General features: G+C 75.3%; 30 protein-coding genes and 1 tRNA gene. 23 read left to right on the plus strand and 8 right to left on the minus strand.

What is annotated here, in order from left to right:
- Positions 1–107: 107 nt before the first annotated feature.
- Positions 108–1364: a phosphoserine phosphatase SerB gene (serB, locus tag ACGBYP_RS01910; protein WP_411581576.1), complete on the plus strand. Its 1257-nt coding sequence runs from the start codon at positions 108–110 to the stop codon at positions 1362–1364.
- Positions 1365–1367: 3 nt separating this feature from the next.
- On the opposite strand, the gene ACGBYP_RS01915 is transcribed toward serB, so the two are convergent.
- Complete coding sequence (locus ACGBYP_RS01915; protein WP_411581577.1) at positions 1368–1937, minus strand: isochorismatase family protein; 570 nt, start codon at positions 1935–1937, stop codon at positions 1368–1370.
- A gap of 60 nt (positions 1938–1997) precedes the next feature.
- A complete protein-coding gene (locus ACGBYP_RS01920; RefSeq protein ID WP_411581578.1) occupies positions 1998–3290 on the minus strand; it encodes a nicotinate phosphoribosyltransferase in 1293 nt (430 codons plus the stop codon).
- 62 nt (positions 3291–3352) lie between these two features.
- Here ACGBYP_RS01920 and clpS point away from each other — a divergent pair, with 62 nt between their 5' ends.
- Positions 3353–3649, plus strand: a complete 297-nt coding sequence (gene clpS / locus ACGBYP_RS01925) for an ATP-dependent Clp protease adapter ClpS (RefSeq protein WP_411581579.1) — start codon at positions 3353–3355, stop codon at positions 3647–3649.
- Between the two features lies 1 nt (position 3650).
- Positions 3651–4148, plus strand: coding sequence for a DUF2017 family protein (locus ACGBYP_RS01930; RefSeq protein WP_411581580.1), 498 nt, complete (start codon positions 3651–3653; stop codon positions 4146–4148).
- Here the strand turns inward: ACGBYP_RS01930 and ACGBYP_RS01935 are convergent.
- The gene (locus ACGBYP_RS01935; RefSeq protein WP_411581581.1) at positions 4087–4443 is read right to left on the minus strand and encodes a hypothetical protein; all 357 of its coding nucleotides are present in this window, start codon (positions 4441–4443) and stop codon (positions 4087–4089) included. The two genes, ACGBYP_RS01930 and ACGBYP_RS01935, sit on opposite strands and share 62 nt — an antisense overlap.
- Positions 4444–4554: 111 nt before the next feature.
- Here ACGBYP_RS01935 and ACGBYP_RS01940 point away from each other — a divergent pair, with 111 nt between their 5' ends.
- The 7 genes from ACGBYP_RS01940 to ACGBYP_RS01970 all read left to right on the plus strand — a co-directional run bounded on the left by ACGBYP_RS01940 (position 4555) and on the right by ACGBYP_RS01970 (position 9833).
- Positions 4555–5028, plus strand: coding sequence for a Mov34/MPN/PAD-1 family protein (locus ACGBYP_RS01940; protein WP_411581582.1), 474 nt, complete (start codon positions 4555–4557; stop codon positions 5026–5028).
- Between the two features lie 165 nt (positions 5029–5193).
- Positions 5194–5472 (plus strand): MoaD/ThiS family protein, encoded by a 279-nt coding sequence (locus tag ACGBYP_RS01945; protein WP_411581583.1) that lies wholly within the window; start codon positions 5194–5196, stop codon positions 5470–5472.
- A 42-nt stretch (positions 5473–5514) separates the two neighbouring features.
- Positions 5515–6465, plus strand: a complete 951-nt coding sequence (locus ACGBYP_RS01950) for a PLP-dependent cysteine synthase family protein (RefSeq protein WP_411581584.1) — start codon at positions 5515–5517, stop codon at positions 6463–6465.
- A complete protein-coding gene (locus ACGBYP_RS01955; RefSeq protein ID WP_411581585.1) occupies positions 6462–7115 on the plus strand; it encodes an HAD-IA family hydrolase in 654 nt (217 codons plus the stop codon). Before ACGBYP_RS01950 ends, ACGBYP_RS01955 begins: the two co-directional genes overlap by 4 nt.
- Before the next feature lie 38 nt (positions 7116–7153).
- Positions 7154–7987, plus strand: a complete 834-nt coding sequence (gene murI / locus ACGBYP_RS01960; RefSeq protein WP_411581586.1) for a glutamate racemase — start codon at positions 7154–7156, stop codon at positions 7985–7987.
- Positions 7984–8724 carry an MBL fold metallo-hydrolase gene (locus tag ACGBYP_RS01965; protein ID WP_411581587.1) on the plus strand — a complete coding sequence of 247 codons (741 nt, stop codon included), beginning with the start codon at positions 7984–7986 and terminating at the stop codon, positions 8722–8724. Before murI ends, ACGBYP_RS01965 begins: the two co-directional genes overlap by 4 nt.
- A gap of 134 nt (positions 8725–8858) precedes the next feature.
- Positions 8859–9833 carry a DNA polymerase domain-containing protein gene (locus ACGBYP_RS01970; protein WP_411581588.1) on the plus strand — a complete coding sequence of 325 codons (975 nt, stop codon included), beginning with the start codon at positions 8859–8861 and terminating at the stop codon, positions 9831–9833.
- Between the two features lie 54 nt (positions 9834–9887).
- On the opposite strand, the gene gndA is transcribed toward ACGBYP_RS01970, so the two are convergent.
- The 3 genes from gndA to ACGBYP_RS01985 form a co-directional block, all read right to left on the minus strand.
- On the minus strand, positions 9888–11324 hold the full coding sequence (gene gndA / locus ACGBYP_RS01975) for an NADP-dependent phosphogluconate dehydrogenase (RefSeq protein WP_411581589.1): 1437 nt from the start codon (positions 11322–11324) through the stop codon (positions 9888–9890).
- 109 nt (positions 11325–11433) lie between these two features.
- Complete coding sequence (gene bcp / locus ACGBYP_RS01980; protein WP_411581590.1) at positions 11434–11922, minus strand: thioredoxin-dependent thiol peroxidase; 489 nt, start codon at positions 11920–11922, stop codon at positions 11434–11436.
- Positions 11923–11967: 45 nt separating this feature from the next.
- The gene (locus ACGBYP_RS01985; RefSeq protein ID WP_411581591.1) at positions 11968–12351 is read right to left on the minus strand and encodes a YjbQ family protein; all 384 of its coding nucleotides are present in this window, start codon (positions 12349–12351) and stop codon (positions 11968–11970) included.
- Between the two features lie 144 nt (positions 12352–12495).
- Here ACGBYP_RS01985 and rph point away from each other — a divergent pair, with 144 nt between their 5' ends.
- From rph to ACGBYP_RS02005, 4 genes are read left to right on the plus strand one after another with little or no spacing between them, the layout of a single operon-like run.
- Positions 12496–13218 (plus strand): ribonuclease PH, encoded by a 723-nt coding sequence (gene rph / locus ACGBYP_RS01990; protein WP_411581592.1) that lies wholly within the window; start codon positions 12496–12498, stop codon positions 13216–13218.
- Entirely contained in the window at positions 13215–13823 is a 609-nt protein-coding gene (gene rdgB, locus ACGBYP_RS01995) for an RdgB/HAM1 family non-canonical purine NTP pyrophosphatase (protein WP_411581593.1), read from the plus strand. Before rph ends, rdgB begins: the two co-directional genes overlap by 4 nt.
- A gap of 49 nt (positions 13824–13872) precedes the next feature.
- Entirely contained in the window at positions 13873–14379 is a 507-nt protein-coding gene (locus ACGBYP_RS02000; RefSeq protein ID WP_411581594.1) for a hypothetical protein, read from the plus strand.
- A 41-nt stretch (positions 14380–14420) separates the two neighbouring features.
- Positions 14421–15341 (plus strand): DUF6910 family protein, encoded by a 921-nt coding sequence (locus ACGBYP_RS02005; RefSeq protein WP_411581595.1) that lies wholly within the window; start codon positions 14421–14423, stop codon positions 15339–15341.
- Between the two features lies 1 nt (position 15342).
- On the opposite strand, the gene ACGBYP_RS02010 is transcribed toward ACGBYP_RS02005, so the two are convergent.
- Positions 15343–15423: transfer RNA gene (locus tag ACGBYP_RS02010), tRNA-Leu, on the minus strand.
- 254 nt (positions 15424–15677) lie between these two features.
- Between ACGBYP_RS02010 and ACGBYP_RS02015 the strand changes: the two genes are divergently transcribed.
- The 8 genes from ACGBYP_RS02015 (at position 15678) to ACGBYP_RS02050 (ending at position 21719) form a co-directional block, all read left to right on the plus strand.
- Complete coding sequence (locus ACGBYP_RS02015) at positions 15678–16553, plus strand: alpha/beta hydrolase family protein (RefSeq protein WP_411581596.1); 876 nt, start codon at positions 15678–15680, stop codon at positions 16551–16553.
- A 79-nt stretch (positions 16554–16632) separates the two neighbouring features.
- Positions 16633–17223 carry a QsdR family transcriptional regulator gene (locus tag ACGBYP_RS02020; protein WP_411581597.1) on the plus strand — a complete coding sequence of 197 codons (591 nt, stop codon included), beginning with the start codon at positions 16633–16635 and terminating at the stop codon, positions 17221–17223.
- Positions 17224–17303: 80 nt separating this feature from the next.
- Positions 17304–17579: a DUF3618 domain-containing protein gene (locus ACGBYP_RS02025; RefSeq protein ID WP_411581598.1), complete on the plus strand. Its 276-nt coding sequence runs from the start codon at positions 17304–17306 to the stop codon at positions 17577–17579.
- Positions 17580–17664: 85 nt separating this feature from the next.
- On the plus strand, positions 17665–18162 hold the full coding sequence (locus ACGBYP_RS02030; protein WP_411581599.1) for a DUF427 domain-containing protein: 498 nt from the start codon (positions 17665–17667) through the stop codon (positions 18160–18162).
- A 46-nt stretch (positions 18163–18208) separates the two neighbouring features.
- Complete coding sequence (locus tag ACGBYP_RS02035; protein ID WP_411581600.1) at positions 18209–18928, plus strand: hypothetical protein; 720 nt, start codon at positions 18209–18211, stop codon at positions 18926–18928.
- A gap of 40 nt (positions 18929–18968) precedes the next feature.
- Positions 18969–19262: a metal-sensitive transcriptional regulator gene (locus ACGBYP_RS02040; RefSeq protein WP_411581601.1), complete on the plus strand. Its 294-nt coding sequence runs from the start codon at positions 18969–18971 to the stop codon at positions 19260–19262.
- A gap of 25 nt (positions 19263–19287) precedes the next feature.
- The gene (locus ACGBYP_RS02045) at positions 19288–19491 is read left to right on the plus strand and encodes a heavy-metal-associated domain-containing protein (protein WP_411581602.1); all 204 of its coding nucleotides are present in this window, start codon (positions 19288–19290) and stop codon (positions 19489–19491) included.
- Positions 19488–21719 carry a heavy metal translocating P-type ATPase gene (locus ACGBYP_RS02050; RefSeq protein WP_411581603.1) on the plus strand — a complete coding sequence of 744 codons (2232 nt, stop codon included), beginning with the start codon at positions 19488–19490 and terminating at the stop codon, positions 21717–21719. The genes ACGBYP_RS02045 and ACGBYP_RS02050 overlap by 4 nt, the downstream gene beginning before the upstream one ends.
- Positions 21720–21737: 18 nt before the next feature.
- Here the strand turns inward: ACGBYP_RS02050 and ACGBYP_RS02055 are convergent, their stop codons facing one another.
- Positions 21738–22367, minus strand: coding sequence for a TetR/AcrR family transcriptional regulator (locus ACGBYP_RS02055; RefSeq protein WP_411581604.1), 630 nt, complete (start codon positions 22365–22367; stop codon positions 21738–21740).
- Positions 22368–22489: 122 nt separating this feature from the next.
- Here ACGBYP_RS02055 and ACGBYP_RS02060 point away from each other — a divergent pair, with 122 nt between their 5' ends.
- Positions 22490–23569 carry an EAL domain-containing protein gene (locus ACGBYP_RS02060; protein WP_411581605.1) on the plus strand — a complete coding sequence of 360 codons (1080 nt, stop codon included), beginning with the start codon at positions 22490–22492 and terminating at the stop codon, positions 23567–23569.
- The last annotated feature ends 43 nt before the right edge of the window (positions 23570–23612 follow it).

Here is a 23612-nt window from a genome sequence, read left to right on the forward strand (position 1 = left end):
GAACGCCCCGTCGGCCACTGGCCGGCGGGGCGTTCCCGCGTCCGGGGCCGGGTGTGCCCGGGCGGGGGCCCCGACCGCCCGCCCGGTGGGTCCGGCACGATGACCGCGTGACCGACCGTGCCGCCGCCCCCGCGCCGATCGACCTGCCCACGGGCCCGACGGCGCCGCCCGCGCCCGAGGGCGCGTTGCTGACCGTCACCGGCACCGACCGCCCCGGGGTGACCGCGATGCTCTTCGCCGCCCTGGAGGACCTGCGGGCCGAGGCGCTGGAGGTGGTCGACGTCGAGCAGGTGGTCGTGCACGGTCAGCTGGTGCTCGGCGTCGTCGTGCGGGGCCCGGGGGCGCACGGCGCGGGCACGCTCGCCGACCGGCTCGCCGGTACCGCCGAGCAGGTCGCCGCCGCCACCGGCATGACCGTCACCGTCGAGCCGGCCGCCGCCAGCGAGAGCCCCGAACGCGGCCCGCGCCACCACGTGACCGTGCTCGGCCGTCCCGTGCCGCCGGCCGCCGTCGCCGGGACCGCCCACGCCATCGCGGGGGTCGGGGGCAACATCGAGGCGGTCCGCCGGCTGTCGGACTACCCGGTCACCAGCCTCGAGCTGACCGTCTCCGGCGCCGGGTCGACGGAGCTGCGGACCGCCCTGGGCGCGGTCGCGGCGCGCACCGGCACCGACGTCGCCGTCGAGCAGGTGGGGCTCGTCCGGCGCAGCAAGCGGCTCATCGTGCTCGACGTCGACTCGACGCTGGTGCGGGGCGAGGTGATCGACGAGCTGGCCGCCCGGGCCGGGCGGGCGCAGGAGGTCGCCGGGATCACCGCGGCCGCGATGAACGGCGAGCTGGACTTCGAGCAGTCGCTGCGCGCCCGTGTCGCCCTGCTGGCCGGGCTGCCGGTCGGCGTCCTGGACGAGGTGCGCGAGCAGCTGGTGCTCACCCCGGGCGCCCGTACGCTGATCCGCACCCTGCAGCGGCTGGGGTTCCGGTGCGGGATCGTCAGCGGCGGGTTCACCCAGATCACCGACCCGCTGGCCGCGGCACTCGGGCTCGACTTCGCCGCCGCCAACACCCTGGAGGTGGCCGACGGCCGGCTGACCGGCGGGCTGGTGGGGGAGATCGTCGACCGCGCGGGCAAGGCGCGGGCACTGGCCCGGTTCGCCGCCACGCACGGCATCCCGTTGGAGCAGACCGTCGCGGTCGGCGACGGCGCCAACGACCTGGACATGCTGGCCGCCGCCGGTCTGGGCATCGCGTTCAACGCCAAGCCCGTGGTGCGGGAGCAGGCCAACGCCGCGCTCAACCAGCCCTACCTGGACGCCGTGCTGCAGGTGCTCGGCTTCACCCGCGACGAGGTCCTCGACGCGGGCTGAGGGTCACCCGGCCTGGGCGACGGTGCCCTCCAGCTGGACCCCGGCAGAGCGGAGCTGGTCCAGGGCCGCCGCGGTGGTGCCCTCGGCGACCCCGGCGGTCAGGTGCAGCAGCACCCGGGTGGACAGCCCGGCGCCGACCGCGTCCAGGGCCGTGGCCCGCACGCAGTGGTCGGTGGCGATGCCCACCACGTCGACGGCGTCCACGTCGTGCGCCCGCAGCCAGTCGGCCAGGCGCTGCCCGTCGTAGGAGCCCTCGAAGCCGGAGTAGGCGGCGGCGTACTCGCCCTTGTCGAAGACCGCCTCGATCGGCCGGCGGTCCAGGTCGGAGTACAGCTCGACCCCCGAGGTGCCGACCACGCAGTGCGCCGGCCAGGTGTCGAGGAAGTCGGGGGTGAGGGAGAAGTGCGCCCCCGGGTCGACGTGGTGGTCGCGGGTGGCCACCACGTGGTCGTACCCGGCGGTGGCGACGTGGGCGCTGATCGCCCGTGCCACGGCGGCACCCCCACCGACGGCCAGGCTGCCGCCCTCGCAGAAGTCGTTCTGGACGTCGACGATCACCAGTGCGCGCGTCATCCGCCCATCCTGCCCGTCCAGCACACCGCCCGCGACCGTCGCGCGCGCGGGGGTGCACCCTCAGGCGAGGACGGTGTCGATGGCCGGCTCGCCGCGGGACAGCGACCAGGCCTCCGTGGGCAGGGTGTCCCGCACCCGCGCGTGCAGCTCCCGGGCGGTGGCCAGCGCGTCGGCGGGGCTGCGCGGGTCGACCACCTCGCCGTCGCGCACCAGCGGCACGAGCAGCTCCCGGTCGTGCGGGGCGGCGGACACCGGCCCGGCGCTGACCACCTCGGCGGTCGCCGTCCCGTCGGCGTCGTGCCGGCGGACGGCGGTCTTGCGCCCACCGACCGAGCGCTTGCCCTCGGAGTTCTTGGCCACCGGGACGCCGTCGCGCTCGACCAGCTTGTAGACCATCCCGACGGTGGGGGAGCCCGACCCGGTGACCAGCGACGTGCCCACGCCGTACCCGTCGACGGGGGCGGCGGCCAGGGCGGCGATCGCGTACTCGTCGAGATCGCTGGTGACGATGACCCGGGTGCCGGTGTTGCCCAGGGAGTCCAGCAGCGCGCGCGCCCGCGTCGCCTCGATCGCCAGGTCGCCGGAGTCCAGCCGCACGGCCCCCAGCTCCGGCCCGGCGACCTCGACCGCCGTCCGGATGCCCTGCTCGGTGTCGTAGGTGTCGACCAGCAGCGTCGTCCCGGTGCCGAGGGTCGCGACCTGGGCGCGGAAGGCCGCGGCCTCGTCGTCGTGCAGCAGGGTGAACGCGTGCGCGCTGGTGCCGGTGGTGGGGATGCCGTACCGGGCGCCGGCAGCCAGGTTGGAGGTGGCGGAGAAGCCGACGAGGGACGCCGCCCGGGCCGAGGCGACGGCGGCCTCCTCGTGCGTGCGCCGGGAGCCCATCTCGATGCAGGGTCGGCCCGCGGCGGCACCGATCATCCGGGCACCGGCCGCGGCGATGGCGCTGTCGTGGTTGAGGACCGACAGCGCGAGGGTCTCCAGCAGCACCGCCTGGCCGAACGGTGCCCGCACCGTGAGCACCGGGGAGCCGGGGAAGTACAGGTCGCCCTCGGCGTAGCCGTCGACGTCGCCGGTGAAGCGGAACCCGGCCAGGTGCTCCAGCAACCGCGGGTCGTCGACGCCCTGCTCGACCAGCGCGGCCAGCTCGGCGTCGCCGAACCGGAAGTGCGGCAGCGCCTCCAGCAGGCGCCCGGTGCCGGCCAGCACGCCGTAGCGGCGGCCGTGCGGCAGGCGGCGGGCGAACACCTCGAAGACGCAGTCGCGCTCGGCCGTGCCGTCGGCCAGCGCGGCCGCGAGCATCGTGAGCTCGTAGCGGTCGGTGAGCAGCGCGGGGCTGAGCGGGCTCGGCGACATGGACGCAGACGATAGGTGGCCACCGTCTGCGCCGCCCGGGGGAGTCGTCCTAGAGTGATCACGTGGCCGGACCGCTCGCGCCGGTGTGGACGCCGGAGACCGTCAGCCGGGAGGAGTCCGACCTCGACCGCCCCTGGGTGACCGTGGTCTGGGACGACCCGGTGAACCTGATGACCTACGTGACCTTCGTGCTCCAGGAGCTGTTCGGCTACGACGAGGCCACCGCCACGAAGCTCATGCTGCAGGTCCACAACGAGGGGAAGGCCGTGGTCAGCTCCGGCCCGCGCGAGCGCATGGAGCACGACACCAACCGGCTGCACGCCTACGGCCTGTGGGCCACGTACCAGAAGGACGCCTGAGGTGCGGCCCTTCCGTCGCAAGGGCGACGTGCTGGTGGCCAAGCTCGTGGCCGCCGAGGTCGGCATCGTGAGCCTGCTGCTCGACCAGCTCGAGCAGCTGCTGGCCGCCGACCCCGCCGACACCGGCGGCGACCCGGTGGTCGAGCGCCTGCTGCCGCCCGGCCACGTCGGCGACCCCGAGATCGCCGCGGACTACCGCGACCTGACCGAGGCCGGGCTGCGCAGCGGCAAGGCCGACGACCTGGCTCTCGTGCGGGCGACCCTGCCCTTGGAGGGCGGGGAGGTGCGGCTGGACGCCGAGCAGGCCCGGGCCTGGCTGCGCACCACCAACGACCTGCGGCTGGCGCTGGGCACCCGGCTGGGCGTGACCGCCGAGACCGAGCCGCCGGCCGACCCCGCCGGTGACGAGGGCTCGCAGCTGGCCGTCTACTACTGGCTCACCGCCGTGCAGGGCTCGCTGATCGACGCGCTGGTCGCGGGCCGCGGCGGCCGAAGGTGAGCAGCACGAGCACCGCCACCAGCAGGTCGGCGACGAAGAACACGTAGACCAGGCTCGGCAGCGTCCGGTCCCGCACCAGCCCCCCGATGCAGGCCAGCAGGGTGACCGCGGACATCGCGAGCAGCAGCAGCAGCGCGAGCGTCCGGCCGAGGACCAGCAGCGCCAGCTCCACCCGGTCGGTGCGCTCGTGGAGGCTCGACCGGCCGGTACGGCGGCGCACCCGTGCGGTCCCCAGGACCAGCGCGGGCAACGGCAGCAGGACCACCGCCGCCGCCATCAGCGCCTGGACCACCACGGGCGCCGACGCTAGCGCCCGGGCACCGGCTCCGGCGTCCTCGGCGGGATGGCCTCACCCTCCGGGGAGGGGAGCGGCGGGGCCGCCGGCCCGGGCGCCTAGACTGGTGCCGTGCTGCGCATCGACCGCGCGACCTACGACGCCATCGTGGCCCACGCCCGGGAAGACCACCCGGACGAGGCCTGTGGCGTCGTCGCCGGCCCCGAGGGCAGCGACCGGCCCCAGCGGCACGTCCCGATGCTCAACGCGGCGCGCTCGCCGACGTTCTACGAGTTCGACAGCGCCGACCTGCTCCGGCTCTACCGCGACATGGACGACCGGGACGAGGTGCCCGTGGTCATCTACCACTCGCACACCGCGACCGAGGCCCGTCCCTCGCGCACCGACATCAGCTACGCCTCCGAGCCCGAGGCGCACTACGTGCTGGTCTCGACCCGCGAGCACGGCACGCAGACCGGCCTGGCCGGTGACGACGTCGAGTTCCGCAGCTTCCGGATCGTCGACGGTCAGGTCACCGAGGAGGACGTCGACGTCGTCGAGTCCTACCTGTTCGGCCACACGCCGACCACCGTCGTCTACGAGTAAGGACCCCCTCGCCCCCCACGACGCGCTCCGCGCGCCGCGGGGCCCTGCGAGGGGGCCGGGGCCGCCGGAATCGTCGGCCGGGGCTCGGCGTTCCCCTGCACAGTCGTCACATCCGCGCGCGCCGCGCGCCGCTCGTCACCCCGTCACAGAAGGAGCAGCACCCCCATGGCCATCCAGGTCCGCATCCCGACCATCCTGCGCACCCACACCGGCGGCAACAAGACCGTCGAGGGCAACGGCGCCACCCTCGGCGCCCTGGTCGACGACATCGACACGCAGCACCCCGGGATCAAGAACCGGCTGGTCACCGAGGAGGGCAAGCTGCACCGCTTCGTCAACGTCTACGTCAACGACGAGGACGTGCGCTTCACCGGTGCCCTCGACACCGCCGTCAAGGACGGCGACTCGGTGACGATCCTCCCCGCGGTCGCCGGCGGCTGCTGACCGGGCCTCCCCGCCCGGCACCCACTCCCAGGAGACCTGTTCATGGCCCGCTTCGCCTCCCTCGTCGACTCGCTCGGCAACACCCCGCTCGTGGGTCTGCCGTCGCTGTCGCCCACCCCTGACGTGCGGTTGTGGGCCAAGCTCGAGGACCACAACCCCACCGGTTCGATCAAGGACCGGGCCGCCATCGCGATGATCGACGCGGCGGAGAAGGAGGGGCGGCTGAACCCGGGCAGCACCATCCTGGAACCGACCAGCGGCAACACCGGCATCTCGCTGGCCATGGTCGCCCGCCAGCGCGGCTACCGGCTGATCTGCGTGATGCCGGAGAACACCTCGATCGAGCGGCGCCAGCTGCTGGAGATGTACGGCGCGCAGATCATCAGCTCGCCGGCTGCCGGGGGCAGCAACCAGGCGGTCGCGGTGGCCAAGGGCCTGGCCGCCGAGCACGACGACTGGGTGATGCTCTACCAGTACGGGAACCCGGCCAACGCCGAGGCGCACTACAGCGGCACCGGCCCGGAGATCCTCGCCGACATGCCCTCGATCACCCACTTCGTCGCGGGCCTGGGCACCACCGGCACGCTGATGGGCGTCTCCCGCTTCCTGCGCGAGCACAAGCCCGACGTCCAGGTGATCGCGGCCGAGCCGCGCTACGGCGAGCTGGTCTACGGGCTGCGCAACATCGACGAGGGCTTCATCCCCGAGCTCTACGACGCCGACCTGCTCGACTCCCGCTTCTCGGTCGGCCCGGACGACGCCGTCCACCGCACCCGCCAGCTGGTGGAGCGCGAGGGCATCTTCGCCGGCATCTCGACCGGGGCGATCCTACACGCGGCGCTGGGGATCGCGGACAAGGAGGTCGCGGCCGGCCGCAAGGCCGACATCGTCTTCATCGTCTGCGACGGTGGGTGGAAGTACCTGTCCACCGGCGCCTACGCCGGCACCCTCGAGGAGGCCTCGGCCGCGCTCGAGGGCCAGCTCTGGGCGTGAACGACCTCCTGCTCCCTGCGCGGGGACTCCTGTTCGACAACGACGGCGTGCTCGTCGACTCCGAGGCCGGGGTCGTGCGGGCGTGGACCCGCTGGGCGGTGGAGAACGACCTGGACCCGGTCGAGGTGATGCTCGCCGTCCCCGGCCGCCGGGCCGCCGACACGGTCGCGCTCTTCACCGCGGCCCACGCGGTGCCCGCCGCGGTCGACCGCATCACCCGGCTCGAGCTGGACGACGTGGCCGGCACCGCCGCCGTCCCCGGGGTGCTCGAGCTGGTCCCGCAGCTGGACGGCGTGCCGTGGGCGGTCGTGACGTCCGGGGTGCGGGAGCTGGCCGGCGCGCGGCTGACCGCGGCCGGGGTGCCGCTGCCCGGCGTCCTGGTCACCGCCGAGGACGTCACGGCCGGCAAGCCGCACCCCGAGCCGTACCTGACCGGCGCCGCCCGGCTGGACCTGCCGCCGGCCGACCTGGTCGTGCTCGAGGACAGCCCCAGTGGTGTGGCCGCCGGGCTCGCCGCGGGGTGTGCGGTGCTCGGCATCGGCGAGCTGGCGCTGCAGACCGCGGCGACGGCGGTGGTCCGGGACCTCACCGGGGTCCGCTGGACCGGTGCGGGCCTGCTGCTCCCCGCTGCCGGGCTGCTCCGCGCCTGAGCGGACCGTCGGACCGGCTCGCTAGCCTGGCGCGCGAGATGAGAGACCACGGGACGACGGCAGGGGCGGACGCGCCCATCGGGATCTTCGACTCCGGCGTCGGCGGGCTGACCGTCGCCCGGGCGGTGCTCGACCAGCTGCCGCACGAGTCGATCCGCTACGTCGGCGACACCGCGCACAGCCCGTACGGGCCGCTGCCGATCGCCGAGGTCCGCCGGCACTCCCTCGCCGTGATGGACGACCTGGTCGCCGCGGGGGTGAAGATGCTGGTCATCGCCTGCAACTCCGCCAGCGCGGCCTGTCTGGGCGATGCCCGCGAGCGCTACGACGTGCCGGTCGTCGAGGTCGTCCTGCCGGCGGTGCGCCGCGCGACGGCGGCCACCCGCACCGGCCGGATCGGGGTCATCGGCACGACGGCGACGATCACCAGCGGCGCCTACGAGGACGCCTTCGCCGCGGCCCCGCAGGTCACCGTCACCAGCGCCGCCTGCCCGAGCTTCGTCGACTTCGTCGAGCGCGGGACCACCAGCGGGCGCCAGCTGGTGGGGCTGGCGCAGTCCTACCTGGACCCGCTGCTGGCCGCCGACGTCGACACCGTCGTCCTGGGGTGCACGCACTACCCGCTGCTCACCGGCGTGCTCTCGCTCGTGCTGGGGGAGGGCGTCACGCTGGTCTCCAGCGCCGAGGAGACCGCCAAGGACGTCTACCGGGTCCTCACCCGCACCGACCTGCTGCGCGACCCCGACGGGCCGCCACCGGTGCACCGGTTCCTGGCCACCGGCGACCCGGAGCCCTTCGCGCGGCTGGGCCGCCGCTTCCTCGGCCCCGAGGTCGACGAGGTGCTGCACGCCGGGTCGGGGGCGGCGGCGTGAGGCTCACCGTGGTCGGGTGCTCGGGCAGCGCGCCCGGGCCGGCGTCCCCGGCGTCCTGCTACCTGGTCGAGCACGAGGAGTTCGCGCTCCTGCTCGACCTCGGCAACGGTGCGTTCGGCGCGCTGCAGGCGGTCCTCGACCCGGCGATGGTCGACGCCGTCTACCTCAGCCACCTGCACGCCGACCACTGCCTCGACGTGGCGCCGTTCGTCGTGTGGCACCGCTACTCCGGGCGGTCCGACGGCCGCACCGTGCCGCTGTACGCGCCGGTCGGCGCCGACCGGCGGCTGGCGACCGCCTACGACCCCGACGGCGGCCCGATCGACGACGTCTTCGGCGTCACCGCGATCGGCGCCGGCAGCTGGGCGATCGGCCCCTTCGAGGTCACCACCGTGCGCACCGCGCACCCCGTCGAGTGCTACGCGGTGCGGCTGGACGCCGGTGGCCGGTCGCTGGTCTACACCGGTGACACCGGCCCGAGCGCCGACGTCGTGGAGCTGGCCCGCGGTGCCGACGTGCTGCTGGCCGAGGCCGCGCACCCCGACGTCCCGGGCCTGCCCGACGGCCTGCACCTGACCGGTCGCCAGGCCGGCGAGCACGCCGCCGCGGCCGGGGTGGGGAGGCTGCTCGTCACGCACGTGCCGGCCTGGGTCGACGCCGACGCCCAGCTGGCCGCCGCCCGCGCCGTGTTCCCGGCCAGCGAGCTCGCCCGGCACGCCGGGGTCTACGACATCTGACGTGCGCGCCTCCGGGACCAGGCGGAGGACCCCCTCGCCCCCCACCGCTCACAGGTCCGCGGCGGGCCCCTGCGAGGAGGCCGGAGGCGGGGCCGCGGGTTGCCGTGCACCCGGGGGCGCGGGACGGTGACCGGGTGGCCACCGCTGACGAGGAACGGGACGGCGTCCGGCTGAGCAGCCTGGACTCCCCGCTGGGCGACGGGCTCGAGGTGGCCAAGCGCGACCTGGTCGACCACCTGGACGCCTTCGCCGACCGGCTGGTGCCGTTGCTGGCCGGCCGGCCGCTGACGGTCACGCGTGTGCGCCCCGGAGCCGCGCCGTTCATCCAGCGCGACGTGCCCAAGGGGGCGCCGGAGTGGGTGCGCACCGTGCCCACCTGGAGCGACCGGGCGCACCGCGAGGTCCACCAGGTGCTCTGCGAGGACCGCCGCACGCTGCTGTGGCTGGCCAACCAGCGGGCCGTGGAGTTCCACGTGCCGTTCAGCCGGGTGGGGGAGGACGAGCCCACCGGGCTGGTGCTGGACCTCGACCCACCCGACGGCGCGGACTTCGGGGTGGTCGTGGCCACCGCGCTGCTCGCCCGCCGCGCGCTGGCCGACGCGGGGCTGGCCGGGGCGGTGAAGACCAGCGGGTCGACCGGCCTGCACGTCGTCGTCCCGGTGCACGGCGCGCCCACCGAGGACGTCGCGGCCGCCACCCGGGCGCTGGCCGCCCGCACCGCGGCGCTGGACCCGGGGCTGGCCACCACCGCCTACGTCGTGGCCGAGCGCGGTGGCCGGGTGTTCGTCGACTCGACGCGGTCCGGGCGGGGGACGATCGCGGTCGCGTACAGCCCGCGGGTCCGGCCCGGTCTGCCGGTGTCGGCCCCGGTGGGCTGGATCGAGCTCGAGAGGTGGGACGACGCGTCGGGGGTCCGGCCCGGCGACGTGACCGTGCGCGACGCGGCGGAGCGGTTCGCCGGCACCGACCCCTGGGCCGACGCGCAGCCGGAGCCGCAGGCCCTGCCCGCCGACCTGGTCGCCGAGGGGCACACCATCCCCGTCGCCCGGGTGGCGGCGATGCACGAGGGCAGGCGCCGGGCCCGCGCCGCCCGCGAGGCCGGCGCCTGACCCCCGGGCAGGGCCGCGCCGCGAGCGGCGGGCCCTGCCGAGGGAGGCATCAGGTCAGACCTGCACCTCGCGGCCGTCCTCGCCCCACATCGTGTGGAACGAGCCCTCCTTGTCGGTGCGCCGGTAGGTGTGCGCGCCGAAGAGGTCGCGCAGCCCCTGGATCAGCGCCGCCGGCAGCCGCTCGGCGCGCAGCCCGTCGTAGTAGGACAGAGCGCTGGCGAAGCCGGGCACCGGGACGCCGTGGCGTGCGGCCCCGGCGACGACCTGCCGCCAACCCTCCTGGCCCACGCTCACCGCATCGCGGAAGTACGCGTTGGTGAGCAGCGTGGTGACGTCGGGCTCGTCGGTGAAGACCTGGGCGATCCGGTCGAGGAAGTCGGCCCGGATGATGCAGCCACCGCGCCAGATGCGGGCCAGCGCTGCCCGGTCGATGTCCCAGCCGTACTGGTCGGCGCCCTGGGTGATCTGGTCGAACCCCTGCGCGTAGGCGACCACCTTGGAGGCGTACAGCGCCTGGCGGACCGACTCGACGAAGGCGTCCCGGTCCGCGACCTGCTCGTCCCACTCCCGGTCCGGGCCGGGCAGCACCGCCTGCGCGGCCTGCCGCTGCTCGCGGTGCCCGGACAGCGCGCGGGCGAACACGGCCTCGGCGATGCCGCTGACCGGGACGCCGAGGTCCAGCGCGGACTGCACGGTCCAGCGGCCGGTGCCCTTCTGCTCGGCCTCGTCCACCACGACGTCGACGAACGGCCCGCCGGTCTCGGCGTCGGTGTGCCGCAGGACCTGGGCGGTGATCTCGATGAGGTAGCTGGACAGGTCGCCGGTGTTCCAGTCGGCGAAGACGTCGCCGATCTCGGCCGGGGTCATCCCGAGCCCCTGGCGGAGCAGGTCGTAGGCCTCGGCGATCAGCTGCATGTCGGCGTACTCGATGCCGTTGTGCACCATCTTCACGAAGTGCCCGGCGCCGCTCTCGCCGACGTGCGTGCAGCACGGCTCGCCGTCGACGACGGCGGCGATCGACTCCAGCAGCGGGCCGACCAGCTCGTAGGCCTCCGCCGACCCGCCGGGCATGATGCTCGGGCCGTTGAGCGCGCCCTCCTCGCCGCCGCTGATGCCGGTGCCGACGAAGTGCAGGCCCTGCGCCGACAGCGCCTCGGTGCGCCGGATCGTGTCGGTGAACAGCGCGTTGCCGCCGTCCATCAGCACGTCGCCCTCGTCGAGCAGCGGGGCGATCTCGTCGATGACCGCGTCGGTCGGGGCGCCGGCCTGCACCATGACGATGATCTTGCGCGGCCGCTGGAGGGCCCCGACGAACTCGGCCACGGAGCCGGTCGGGACGAAGTCGCCCTCGCTGCCGTGGGCGTCGAGCAGGGCGTCGGTGCGCGCCTGGCTGCGGTTGTGGAGGACGACCTGGTGGCCGTGCCGGGCGAGGTTGCGGGCGAGGTTGGCGCCCATGACGGCGAGCCCGGTGACGCCGATCTGATCACTCATGCCGCGACCCTGCCCGACCCGGCGCCGTCCTGCCAGGCCCTGCCGCACCCCGGCAGCGCCGTCCGGCCCTCCTGCAGGGCCCCGCCGCGAGGGGCAGGAGGGTCCTCCCTCAGGCGATGCCGAGGTCGCGCATCAGCTTGGCGACGTGGCCGGTGGCCTTGACGTTGTAGGCGGCCTTCTCGACCAGGCCCTCGGCGTCGATGACGAAGGTCGACCGGATGACCCCGACGACCTCCTTGCCGTAGAGCTTCTTGGGCCCGTAGGCGCCGTACGCCCCGAGCACCGCCTTGTCCGGGTCGGAGACGAGGGTGATGTGCAGCCCCTCCTTCTCGCGGAAGGTGCGCAGCTTGTCGGGGGCGTCGGGGGAGACGCCGATGATCTCCAGCCCGGCCTCGGCGAGGTCGCCGGCGGCGGCGGTGAAGTCGACGGCCTGGGTGGTGCAGCCTGGGGTCAGCGCCGCCGGGTAGCAGTAGACGATCACGCGCCGGCCCCGGTAGGAGGCCAGCGAGACCGGGGTGCCGTCGGCGTCGGGCAGGGTGAACTCCGGCGCCGGGTCACCGGGCGCGAGGCGGACGGGGGCGGCGCTCGTCTCGGACATGGCCGCATCTTCCCGCATGCCCGCGGCGGGGACCGAACCGGCCGGTCAGCCCGCCAGGAAGGTGAACCGCACGTGCCGGGTCGGGTTGTCGATGTTGGTGTCGACGAAGCAGATCCGCTGCCAGGTGCCCAGCGTCATCCGCCCCTCGAGCACCGGCACCGTGGCGTGCGGCGGCACGAAGGCCGGCAGCACGTGGTCGCGGCCGTGGCCGGCGGCGCCGTGCCGGTGGCGCCAGCGGTCGTCGCGGGGGAGCAGCACGTCGAGCTGGGCCAGCAGGTCGTCGTCGCTGCCCGCCCCGGTCTCGATGATCGCGATGCCGGCGGTGGCGTGCGGGACGAACACCTGCAGCAGGCCGTCGCCCTCGTGGCGGACGAACTCCGCGCACTCGTCGGTCAGGTCCACCACCGAGGGGACGCCCCCGGTCCGCACGGCTCGCAGCTCCGATCGCATTGCTGCATCGTCTCCCTCCGGGCGACACCGCGGCCAGTTGCCGTCCCCGACTCGCGGTGAGCCGCTGCGTGGTCCACCGGACCGCGAGCCCTGCCCGGACGGGCGGCACTAGGCTCGGACGGCGTGACCCGCCCCGACGGCCGCAGCGCCGACCAGCTCCGCCCGGTGACCATCACCCGCAACTGGCTCGACCACGCCGAGGGCTCGGTGCTGGTGGAGTTCGGCCGCACCCGGGTGCTCTGCGCGGCCAGCGTCACCGAGGGCGTGCCGCGCTGGCGGAAGGGCTCGGGCCTGGGCTGGGTCACCGCCGAGTACTCGATGCTGCCGCGCGCCACCCACACCCGCAACGACCGCGAGTCGGTCAAGGGCAAGGTCGGCGGCCGCACCCACGAGATCAGCCGGCTCATCGGCCGTTCGCTGCGGGCCAGCATCGACCTGTCCGCGCTCGGCGAGAACAGCATCGCGCTGGACTGCGACGTCCTGCAGGCCGACGGCGGCACCCGCACCGCGGCGATCACCGGCGCCTACGTCGCGCTGGCCGACGCCGTCTCCTGGCTGGGCGGACGCGGGAAGCTGGCCCGGCCCACCGCGATCACCCAGTCGGTCGCCGCGGTCAGCGTCGGCGTCATCGACGGCGAGCCGCGCCTGGACCTCGCCTACGAGGAGGACGTGCGCGCCGGCACCGACATGAACGTCGTCTGCACCGCCGACGGGAACTTCGTCGAGGTCCAGGGGACGGCCGAGGGCGCGGTGTTCGACCGGCCGACCCTCGACCAGCTGCTCGACCTCGCCGTGGCCGGCTGCGCCGAGCTGACCACGCTGCAGCAGCAGGCGCTCGCGGCATGAGCCGGCTGCTGCTCGCCACCCGCAACGCCGGCAAGCTCGCCGAGCTGCAGCGGCTGCTGTCCACCGCCGTGCCGGGGGTGGAGGTGCTCGGCCTGCGGGACGTCGACGAGTACCCCGAGGCCCCGGAGACCGGCGCGACGTTCGAGGACAACGCGCTGCTCAAGGCCCGCGAGGCGGTCCGGTACACCGGGCTGCCGGCGGTCGCCGACGACTCCGGCATCGCCGTCGACGCGCTCAACGGGATGCCCGGCGTGCTGTCGGCGCGCTGGTCGGGCCGGCACGGTGACGACCCGGCGAACACCGCGCTGCTGCTCGGACAGCTCGCCGACGTCCCGGCCGAGCGGCGCGGTGCGGCGTTCGTGTGCGCCGCGGCGCTGGTCACCCCCGCCGGGTTCGAGCACGTGCTGCGGGCCGAGTGGCGGGGCCGGGTCATCGGCGAGGGGCGGGGCACCCACGGCTTCGGTTACGACCCGGTGTTCGTCCCCGACGGTCTCGAGCTCACCGCCGCGGAGCTGAGCCCCGAGGAGAAGGACGCGCGCAGCCACCGCGGTCAGGCGTTCACCGCGCTGCTGCCGGTGGTCGCCGAGGTGCTGGGCGGCCGCTGACCGGTGGTCGGGCCCCCAAAGCGGTTGACCGGGGCCCGACAATCGACTCGTGCGACTGATCTTCCGGCGGATGGCCGACCGGCGTCCCGTGGAGACCCGGGTCGAGCGGGACGACGGCGTCGTCTTCGAGATGCGCGGCGCCGGCGGCGGCGCCGACCTGCCGCACGACCTCGTGCACGCGCTGGTGGAGCGGGAGCTGCAGGTGCCCGAGGGCATCTGGGACTGCGTGGCCGAGGGCGTGGTGTGGAACAGCATGCGGCACGTCTCGGGTCGGCAACCGCCGCACGCGGCGGAGCGGTCGGTGGCGCTGAAGCGGGAGCGGGGCAGCCGCATCCAGCAGGCGGAGCTGCTGGCCGACGTGGTCGCCCGGCTGGCGCGAGGCGCCGAGGTGCTGCCGACGGAGGTCACGGGGGCCGGGCACCCGGCGGCCCGGCTGGACGCCGCGGCGGCGGCCCTGCGCGCGGCGCAGCGGTCGTGGGCCGGGCTGCCGCCGGGGGAGACGCTGGTGGTCGAGTGGGTGCGCCCCGGTCGGCGTCCCGGGCGCCGGGGACGCTGACCGGTCGGGCGCCCGGCGGGCCGGGGCGGCACAGTGGCGCCATGCGCGTGACGGTGGACGGCGTCCGGGAGCTGCGGTTCGACGACGGCGGCCCGGTGACGGCCGCCTCGGCGATCGCGCCGCTGGGCGACGGGTGGCTGGTCGCGCAGGACGACGCCACGGCCGCGGCCTGGATGCGCCCGGGCGGGGTCGTCCCGGTGCGGCTGCTGCCGGCGGTCGAGGGCCACGACCGCTTCGGCGAGGTGGCCGGCACCAAGCACCTCAAGCCCGACCTCGAGGTCGCCTGCCCGGCCGAGGTCGACGGCGGGCCGGCCGTGCTGCTGCTGGGCTCGGGCTCCACGGCTCGGCGGATGCGCGGGGTGCTGGTCCGGCTGGTGGACGGTGCGCCGGCCGTCGCGGCCGCGGAGCTCGGACCGCTGTACACGCGGGTCGCCGAGCTCCTGGGCACGCCGGTCGACCAGCTGAACCTGGAGGGCGCCAGCCTCTCGGCCGACACGGTCCGCTGGTTCCAGCGCGGCAACCTCGCCGCCGGGGTGCCCTCGGCGAGCGTCGCGGTCCCGCTGGCGGCGCTGGTCGACGCCGTCCTGGGCGGCACCGACCCCGCCGTGGTGCCGGTGACCGCGCCCCGCGTCCACGACCTGGGCGAGGTGGCCGGCGTGGGTCTGGCCGTCACCGACGCGGTGGCGCTGCCCGACGGGCGGCTGCTGCTCAGCGCCGCGGCGGAGGACACCCCGAACGCGGTCGACGACGGACCCGTGGTGGCCGCGGCCCTCGTGCTGGTCGACGGCGCGGGCGTGCTGGCGGTCGCCGCGCTGCCCGCGGTGGCCGGCCGGGTGCCGAAGGTCGAGGGGCTGGCGCTGCGCTCGTCGGGCGTCGGGTGGGCCCACCTGCTGGCCGTGGTGGACGCCGACGACCCAGCCGCCCCCTCGGCGCTGCTGGAGCTCGCGGTCGAGCTGGGCTGAGTGCGGGAGGCGGGAGTCGAACCCGCACGCCCGAGGGCACCAGGACCTAAACCTGGCGTGGCTGCCGTTACACCACTCCCGCGTGGTCCCGAGTCTAGGAGGGTGGGCGGGAGCCGGATCGAGCCGTCCGGCGGGGCGGGCGACCGCCAGGTGACGAGCGTGGAACGAATCGACCATTTGTTTCGCCGGACCGTTGACCCGCTCACAGCCACATGGTCACGGTCCGATCACGCACCGACGTGACGCAGGCCATCCCGATCGACGGCGCCGGTGCCGGCACCTCCTTCGTCCATGCCGTGGTGCGGTCGCGTCCCCACGGTCTCCGAGAGGACCTCGATGCCCGTTCCACGTCTCCTGACGAGCGCGCTCGCCGTGCTCGGCCTGGCTGCGACGACCCTCCTCGCCGCGCCCGGCACCGCCAGCGCCGATCCGTCCTGGTGGCGGGGCCCCGCCCCGACCGCGGCCAGCATCAGCGCCACGACCGGCCCCTTCGCCACCACGTCCACGACGGTCTCGGACTACTCGACCCGCGGCTTCGGTGCGGCGACGATCTACTACCCGACCTCCACCACCCAGGGCACGTTCGGGGGCGTGGCGATCGCGCCGGGCTACACCGCTGCCCGGTCCACCGTCGCGTGGCTGGGGCCGCGGATCGCGTCGCAGGGCTTCGTGGTCATCGTGTTCGACACCAACTCGCGGTACGACCAGCCCGCCGCGCGGGGCGACCAGCTGCTGGCGGCGCTGGACCACCTGACCACCTCCAGCTCGGTGCGCGGCCGGGTCGACCCCGACCGGCTGGCGGTCATCGGCCACTCCATGGGTGGCGGCGGCACGCTCGAGGCGGCCAAGGACCGGCCCACCCTCGACGCGGCCATCCCGCTGACCGGGTGGAACACCGACAAAACCTGGCCGGAGGTGCGCACGCCCACCCTGGTGATCGGCGCGGAGGACGACAGCGTCGCCCCGGTCGACAGCCACTCGATCCCGTTCTACGAGTCGCTGACCAACGCCCCCGAGCGGGCGTACGTGGAGCTGGACGACGCCAGCCACTTCGCGCCGAACAGCGCGAACACCACGATCGCCGCCCAGTCGATCGCCTGGCTGAAGCGGTGGGTCGACGCCGACACCCGGTACAGCCAGTTCCTGTGCCCCGGCCCGAGCGTCACGCTGAGCGGTCCGGTCTCCGACAGCCGGTCCACGTGCCCGGTGTGAGCGCACGTCGCTGAGGAGGCGGCCGCCGTGGGGACACGGCGGCCGCCCTCCGACGCGTCGCTCGCCTACGCTGCCGGCCGTGATCGCGTCCCCGGAGGAGGTCGTCGAGGCCGCCGCGTACACGCTGCTGCGCGGCGAGCGGCTGGACACCTCGACGCTCGCCGCCGAGCTGGGCATCTCCCGGGTGACGCTGTACCGGCGGGTGGGCAACCGGGACGCGATCCTGGGGGAGGCGCTCTGGGTGATGGCGCGCGGCGCGCTCCTGATCGCCACCGAGGTGCACGACGCCCGGCCGCCGGGCGCCGAGCCGCCGCGCCGGCTGCGCTTGCTGGAGATCGCCGAGGAGTTCCGGCACCTGGTGAGCATCGCCCCGGCGCTCCAGCGGCTCATCGCGGAGGAGCCGACGACCACGCTGCGCATCGTCACGGACCCGCGTGGCCGGGTGCAGCCGCGGCTGGTCGAGGCCTACACCGACCTGTTCCAGCGGGACGTCGACGAGCTGGGTCTCGTGCCGCAGGTGCCGCTGCCGGTGCTGGCCTTCGCCGTCGTCCGGTTGGCGGAGTCGTTCCTGTACTCCGACGTCATGGTGGCCCGGGCCCCGGACCTCGCGGCGGCGACCACCGTGCTGGACGCCCTGGTGACCGGGGTCATCGGCCTGTCGTCGTCCTGATCGGGGCTGCGTCCCGCGATCGGGGGAGCCCGGGGGCGGTCGATCGGCCGAGACGGCCGTCATCTGGCAGGCTGTCGCCCGTGCCACGCAGCCCCGAGCAGATCCAGCAGGAGATCGACGCCGCCCGTGAGTCCCTCGGGTCCACGTTGGACGAGCTGGCCTTCCGCACCAACCCGACCCGGCTGAAGGCGCAGGGCAAGGCGAAGGCGCAGGCCTTCCTGGCCAGCCCGACCGGCATCGCCGTCGAGAGCGCCCTCGGCCTGGTCGTCACCCTCGTGGTGACCACCAAGGTCGTCCGCCGCGTCCGCAGCCGCCGCCGGGTGAAGACCGTCGTCGGGTCGACCCGCCGCCGCTGAACGCCTCCCGGCGGCCCACCCGTGGCTGGTGGCCGCCGGACGACACCACCCGCGCACGGTGCCCGGCAGGGGCACACTCGGGTCCGTGCTGCACCCCACCCCTGATCCCGCAGGTCCCGGCCAGGAGTCCGTCTGGGACTACCCCCGCCCCCCGTCGGCGGAGGTCACCGACCGCCGCGTCGAGGTGACCGTCGGCGGTCGGGTGGTGGCGAGCACCGGCCGCGCCGTCCGGGTCTGCGAGACCAGCCACCCGCCGGTCTACTACGTACCGCGCGAGGACGTCGTCGACGGCGTCCTGGAGCGGGGCGCGGGCTCGTCGTGGTGCGAGTTCAAGGGCCAGGCGACCTACTGGGACCTCGTCGTCGACGGCGTCCGGCACCCGTCGGTCGCGTGGTCCTACGAGCGGCCCACCGCCGGTTACGAGCAGCTGCGCGGCGCGCTGGCGTTCTACCCGAGCCGGGTGGACGGCGCGACGGTCGACGGCGAGCCGGTGCGCGCGCAGGCGGGGGACTTCTACGGCGGCTGGATCACCGGCGAGGTCGTCGGGCCGTTCAAGGGGGAGCCGGGCACCCGCGGCTGGTGACCGGGGTGCTGGTCCGGGGCTGCGTGACCTGCCATGCTGCCCGGCCATGCGACGGGGCGTTCGACAGGTCACGGCCGGGCTGGTGGCCCTCACGGCGCTCACGGGGTGCGGCTTCCTCGAGGAGCTGGCCGACCCGCCGCCGGCCCCCGTGGCCACGGCCGCACCGGCGTCGGCCAGCGCGTCCCCGTCGCCGGTGGCGCAGCCCCCTCGCGTCGTCCTCGCCACGCAGCTGTCGCACGACGCGGCGGTCCCGGGCGGGCCCTACCGCGGCGCCCTGCAGGTCAGCGCGCACCCGGTGTCGGCCGGGCTCCCGCAGCTGGGCAACGGCTTCGCGGCCGACTGCGGGCTGGACGCCGCGACGGCGCGCCACCTGGACCTGGACCTCACCTTCACCAACCGCTCCGGCGCGACCTCGGTGGTCGCCACCCGGATCTCGGTGTCCGGGCCCGCAGTGGACGCCGACGTGCTGGCGCTGGTCGTCGAGTCCTCGGCCGTGGACGTCCGGTACTGCCAGGACGGTGACCGGACACCGGAGGCCGACCGCCTGGTCCTGGGCGCCAGCGGGACGGTGACCACGGTGACGGCCCACCTGGTCGTGGGTCCGGACGCGCCCGAGGACGCCTTCGCCGGGCTGACCGTGGAGCTGGCCGGCCTGCACGACACCTCGGCCGGAGGTTCGGGCGTCGACACCCCGTGGGAGGTGGCCAGGGCGCCCCTCACGTCCTGCCTCGACGGTCCGGGCGGGATCTGCGTCTCCGTCGACTGACCCTGGCGGACGGGTACCCCCGGGGGGTACTCTTCCAGGCATGACGGGCTACGTGGGGGAGAAGGACCAGCTGCTCGCGCGCCTCAAGCGCGTGGAGGGCCAGGTCCGCGGCATCGCGCGGATGGTCGAGGACGACACGTACTGCATCGACGTGCTGACCCAGGTCTCCGCGGCCACCAAGGCGCTGCAGGCGGTCGCTCTCGGCCTCCTCGACGACCACCTCGCCCACTGCGTCCGCGACGCGGTGGCCAGCAGCGCCGCCGACGACGGCGCCGCGGCCGACGCGAAGATCGCCGAGGCCTCCGCCGCCATCGCCCGGCTCGTCCGGTCCTGACCCACCCCACGACAGGAGCAAGAACGTGCAGACCCTGGACTTCACCGTCACCGGCATGACCTGCCAGCACTGCGTCGCCTCGGTCACCGAGGAGGTCAGCGAGCTCGGCGTCGCCGAGGTCGACGTCGACCTGGCCACCGGCCGGCTGCACGTGGTCGGCGACGTGACCGCCGAGCAGGTGCAGGCCGCGGTCGCCGAGGCCGGCGACTACACGGCCCAGCCGGCATGACCGCCGGGCCGGAGGCGGCCCGGTCCGACGCGCAGGCGCCGCTGGACGAGGTCCGCCTCGACATCACCGGGATGACCTGCGCCAGCTGCGCCAACCGGATCGAGCGCAAGCTCAACAAGCTCGACGGCGTCCAGGCCAGCGTCAACTACGCGACCGAGGCCGCGACCGTCCGGTTCGACCCGGCCCGGGTCGACACCGACCGGCTGCTGGCCACGGTGTCGGCGGCCGGGTACTCCGCGGCGCTGCCCGCCCCGCCGGCCGTCGACGACGCGCCCGTCGCCGACGCCCCCGCCCCCGAGGCCGCGCTGCGGCAGCGCCTGCTGGTCAGCGCCGCGCTCACGCTGCCGGTGCTCGTGCTGTCGATGGTGCCGGCCTGGCAGTTCGCGAACTGGCAGTGGCTGGCGCTGACCCTGGCCAGCCCGGTCGTCGTGTGGGGCGCCTGGCCGTTCCACCGCGCCGCCGTCGTCAACGCCCGGCACGGCGCCAGCACCATGGACACCCTGGTCTCCATCGGCATCACCGCGGCGTACCTGTGGTCGCTGTGGGCGCTGTTCCTCGGGGACGCCGGGATGCCGGGGATGCGGATGAGCTTCACCCTGCTGCCCGAGCGTGGCGCCGGCACGCACGAGATCTACCTGGAGGTGGCCTCCGCGGTCACCGTCTTCCTGCTCGCCGGCCGCTGGGCCGAGGCCCGCGCCAAGCGCCGCTCCGGCGCCGCCCTGACCGCCCTGCTCGAGCTCGGCGTGCGCGACGCGGCCGTGCTGCGCGACGGCGCCGAGGTGCGCGTGCCGATCGCCGAGCTGACCGTGGGCGACCGGTTCGTCGTCCGGCCGGGGGAGAAGGTGGCCACCGACGGACTGGTGGTCTCCGGCAGCTCCGCGGTCGACCTGTCGATGCTGACCGGGGAGAGCGTGCCGGTCGAGGTCGCCGAGGGCGACCGGGTCACCGGCGCCACCGTCAACGTCGGCGGCCGACTGGTGGTCGAGGCCACCCGGGTCGGCGCCGACACCACGCTGGCCCAGCTCGGCCGGCTGGTCACCCAGGCGCAGAGCGGCAAGGCGCAGGTCCAGCGGCTGGCCGACCGGGTCTCGGCGGTGTTCGTGCCGGTCGTGCTGGTGATCGCGCTGGGCACCCTCCTGGTCTGGCTGCTCACCACCGGCGACGTCACCGCCGCCTTCACCGCCGCCGTCGCCGTGCTGGTGATCGCCTGCCCGTGCGCCCTCGGCCTGGCCACGCCCACCGCCCTGCTCGTGGGCACCGGCCGGGGCGCGCAGCTGGGGGTGCTGATCAAGGGCCCCGAGGTGCTGGAGAGCACCCGCCGGGTCGACACGGTGGTGCTGGACAAGACCGGCACCGTCACGACCGGGCAGATGAGCGTCGTCGAGGTCGCCGGCCACCCCGACACCCTGCGGCTGGCCGCCGCCGTCGAGGCCGGCTCCGAGCACCCGATCGCCCGCGCGGTCGTCGCCGCGGCCGGCGCGCCGCTCGCCCCGGTCACCGGCTTCGCCAGCCAGGCCGGCGTCGGCGTGACCGGCACCGTCGAGGGTCATGCCGTGGTCGTCGACGGCCGGGGCGACCTGCCGGCCGAGCTGGCCGCCGTGGTGGCGGCCGCCGAGGCGTCCGGGCGCACCGCCGTGCGGGTCGCCTGGGACGGCGAGGTGCGCGGCGTGGTCGTGGTCGCCGACACCGTCAAGCCCACCAGCGCCGCGGCCATCGTCCGGCTGCGCGCGCTGGGGCTGTCGCCGGTGCTGGTCACCGGGGACAACCCCGGCGCCGCCGCCGCGGTGGCCCGGGCCGTCGGGCTGGGTCCCCACGAGGTGGTCGCCGGGGTGCTGCCGGCCGGCAAGGTCGACGTCGTCCGCGACCTGCAGGCCCGCGGCCGGGTGGTCGCCATGGTCGGCGACGGCGTCAACGACGCCCCGGCGCTGGCCCAGGCCGACCTCGGGCTGGCCATGGGCTCGGGCACCGACGTGGCGATCGAGGCCAGCGACCTCACCCTGGTGCGCGCCGACCTCGACGCCGCGGTCGACGCGGTCCGGCTGGCCCGGCGCACCCTCGCGGTCATCAAGGGCAACCTGTTCTGGGCGTTCGCCTACAACGTGGCGCTGGTGCCGCTGGCCGCGCTCGGGTTCCTCAACCCGCTGCTGGCGGGGCTGGCCATGGCGGCGTCCTCGGTGCTGGTGGTGACCAACAGCCTGCGGCTGCGGCGCTTCCGCCCGTCGGCCTGAGCCGGCCGCCCCGGCGGATCAGCCGGGGCAGCCGGCCCGCCGGGCGGCGAGCAGGGGCAGGACGACGTCGGCGAGGACCTCGTCGGCGTAGGCGTCGGTCACCGGCTCGCTGCTGAACAGCCATCGCTGCAGGATGGGCGCGCTCGCCGAGGACGACACCGCGCTGCCGGGCACCTGGTCGTCGACCTCCCCGCGCGCGACCGCCCGGCCCCAGACCTGGCGGTACATGTCCGACCACAGGCCCATCGGGCCGCTGCGGAAGGCGTCGCGCAGGGCCGGCTCGTGCGGCAGGGCCGACATCAGCGACAGGGTGGCCGCCCCGAGCGGGCCGTTGACCGCCCCGACCAGACCGTGCAGCAGCTCCCGCAGGTCACCTTCCAGCGACCCGGTGTCGGGCAGGGTGATCGACAGGGCGCTCAGCTCGGCGACGGCGTCGGCGACCAGGTCGGACTTGGTGCGCCAGCGCCGGTAGATCGTCGCCTTGCCCACCCCGGCGGTGGCCACCACGGCGTCCATGGTCAGGCCCGCGAAGCCGGCCTCGGTCAGCACCTCGAGGATCGCCGAGCGGATCGCGCCGTCCCGCGAGGGGTCGCGGGGGCGACCACCGCGACCCGGTCGGTCGCCGTCAGGGACGTTCAGCTCGGACACAACCGGACTGTAGTCGTCTTGATCTTCGTCACGGCTGTGACTCGGCCCTCATCTGCACCACGGCGGCCCGCGGTGCCGCGCGCCTGCCGGGTGCCGCCGGGGCGGACGGTCATCCTGCTGCCGTGACCGGCCCCGTCGACGTCGTGCGTCCCTCGTGGGAGACCCCGCGGTCTGCCCGCCGTCTGCTGCTGGCCAGCACGCTGGGCCACGTGCTGCCCAGCATCTCCCGGGTGGCCGGTGCGATGGGCCTGCGGATCGGCACGGCGCCGGGGCTGCTCGACGTCGTCGACGACGAGGGCGGCCGGCGGATCGACCGGCTGCTGCAGCGGCTGGCCCGCGAGCTCACCTCGGCCGAGACCGAGGCCGTGCGGGTCACCACCGACCCGCCCGCCGACGGCGTCGCCCTGGCCACCCGGCTGCTCACCGCGCCGACGCTGGCCGTCGAACTCGCCCGCCGCGGCATCACCGTGGAGATGGGCCTGCTCACCGGCGCCGAGCTGTGGCCGGTCTACCAGCCGATCATGTCGCTGACCTCGGGCGGGATGGTCGGCCACGAGGCGCTGCTGCGTGGCCGGGTCGACGGCCGCGAGGTCGGCGGCGGCGACCTGTTCTTCCTCGCCGAGCGGGCCGGGTGGACCCGCCGGCTCGACCGGCTGGCCCGCGAGGCCGCGATCGCCTCCGCCGCCGGCTGGCTGGGCGGCGCCGACCTGTACGTGAACTCCGACCCGGCGGCGATCTCCCGCCCCTCGGTCTGCCTGGCCAGCACCGAGCGGGCCGTGCACGAGGCCGGGATCGACCCGCGCCAGCTGGTGTTCGAGGTGGTCGCCTCGCACGCGGTCACCGACCGGGAGCACCTGCTGTCGGTGCTGGAGCACCACCGCTCGCTGGGCTGGCGGGTCGCCCTCGACGACGTCGGCGTCGGCTGGTCCAGCCTGGCGCTGGTGTCGGTGGTCCGCCCGGACGTCGTCAAGCTCAGCAAGGCGCTGGTCGCCCGGCTGCACGAGCCCGGGCCGAACGCGATCGCCCGCGCGCTGAGCGAGCTCACCCACCTGCACGGCGGCACGGTCGTCGCCGAGGGCGTGGAGTCCGAGCTGATGGCCGACCGGGCGCGGGCCGTGGGCGCCGACCTGGGCCAGGGGTGGCTCTTCGGCCGCCCGGTGCGCCCGGAGCCGGAGTCCGAGTCCGAGCTCGTCCTCGCCTGACCGCGCTCCGCCGTCCGTCGTCCGTCGCGGTGGGGGCGTCCGG

It is taken from the genome of Modestobacter sp. SSW1-42, assembly GCF_046635825.1.
GTDB lineage: Bacteria > Actinomycetota > Actinomycetes > Mycobacteriales > Geodermatophilaceae > Modestobacter.

Bases quoted from the DNA above. Each gene is read 5' to 3' on its own strand.
- ACGBYP_RS01915 (WP_411581577.1), bottom strand. From the start codon at position 1,937: ATGACGCGCGCACTGGTGATCGTCGACGTCCAGAACGACTTCTGCGAG.
- ACGBYP_RS01920 (WP_411581578.1), bottom strand. From the start codon at position 3,290: ATGTCGCCGAGCCCGCTCAGCCCCGCGCTGCTCACCGACCGCTACGAG.
- ACGBYP_RS01945 (WP_411581583.1), top strand. From the start codon at position 5,194: ATGGCCATCCAGGTCCGCATCCCGACCATCCTGCGCACCCACACCGGC.
- ACGBYP_RS01950 (WP_411581584.1), top strand. From the start codon at position 5,515: ATGGCCCGCTTCGCCTCCCTCGTCGACTCGCTCGGCAACACCCCGCTC.
- murI (WP_411581586.1), top strand. From the start codon at position 7,154: ATGAGAGACCACGGGACGACGGCAGGGGCGGACGCGCCCATCGGGATC.
- gndA (WP_411581589.1), bottom strand. From the start codon at position 11,324: ATGAGTGATCAGATCGGCGTCACCGGGCTCGCCGTCATGGGCGCCAAC.
- bcp (WP_411581590.1), bottom strand. From the start codon at position 11,922: ATGTCCGAGACGAGCGCCGCCCCCGTCCGCCTCGCGCCCGGTGACCCG.
- rdgB (WP_411581593.1), top strand. From the start codon at position 13,215: ATGAGCCGGCTGCTGCTCGCCACCCGCAACGCCGGCAAGCTCGCCGAG.
- ACGBYP_RS02005 (WP_411581595.1), top strand. From the start codon at position 14,421: ATGCGCGTGACGGTGGACGGCGTCCGGGAGCTGCGGTTCGACGACGGC.
- ACGBYP_RS02015 (WP_411581596.1), top strand. From the start codon at position 15,678: ATGCCCGTTCCACGTCTCCTGACGAGCGCGCTCGCCGTGCTCGGCCTG.
- ACGBYP_RS02035 (WP_411581600.1), top strand. From the start codon at position 18,209: ATGCGACGGGGCGTTCGACAGGTCACGGCCGGGCTGGTGGCCCTCACG.
- ACGBYP_RS02040 (WP_411581601.1), top strand. From the start codon at position 18,969: ATGACGGGCTACGTGGGGGAGAAGGACCAGCTGCTCGCGCGCCTCAAG.
- ACGBYP_RS02050 (WP_411581603.1), top strand. From the start codon at position 19,488: ATGACCGCCGGGCCGGAGGCGGCCCGGTCCGACGCGCAGGCGCCGCTG.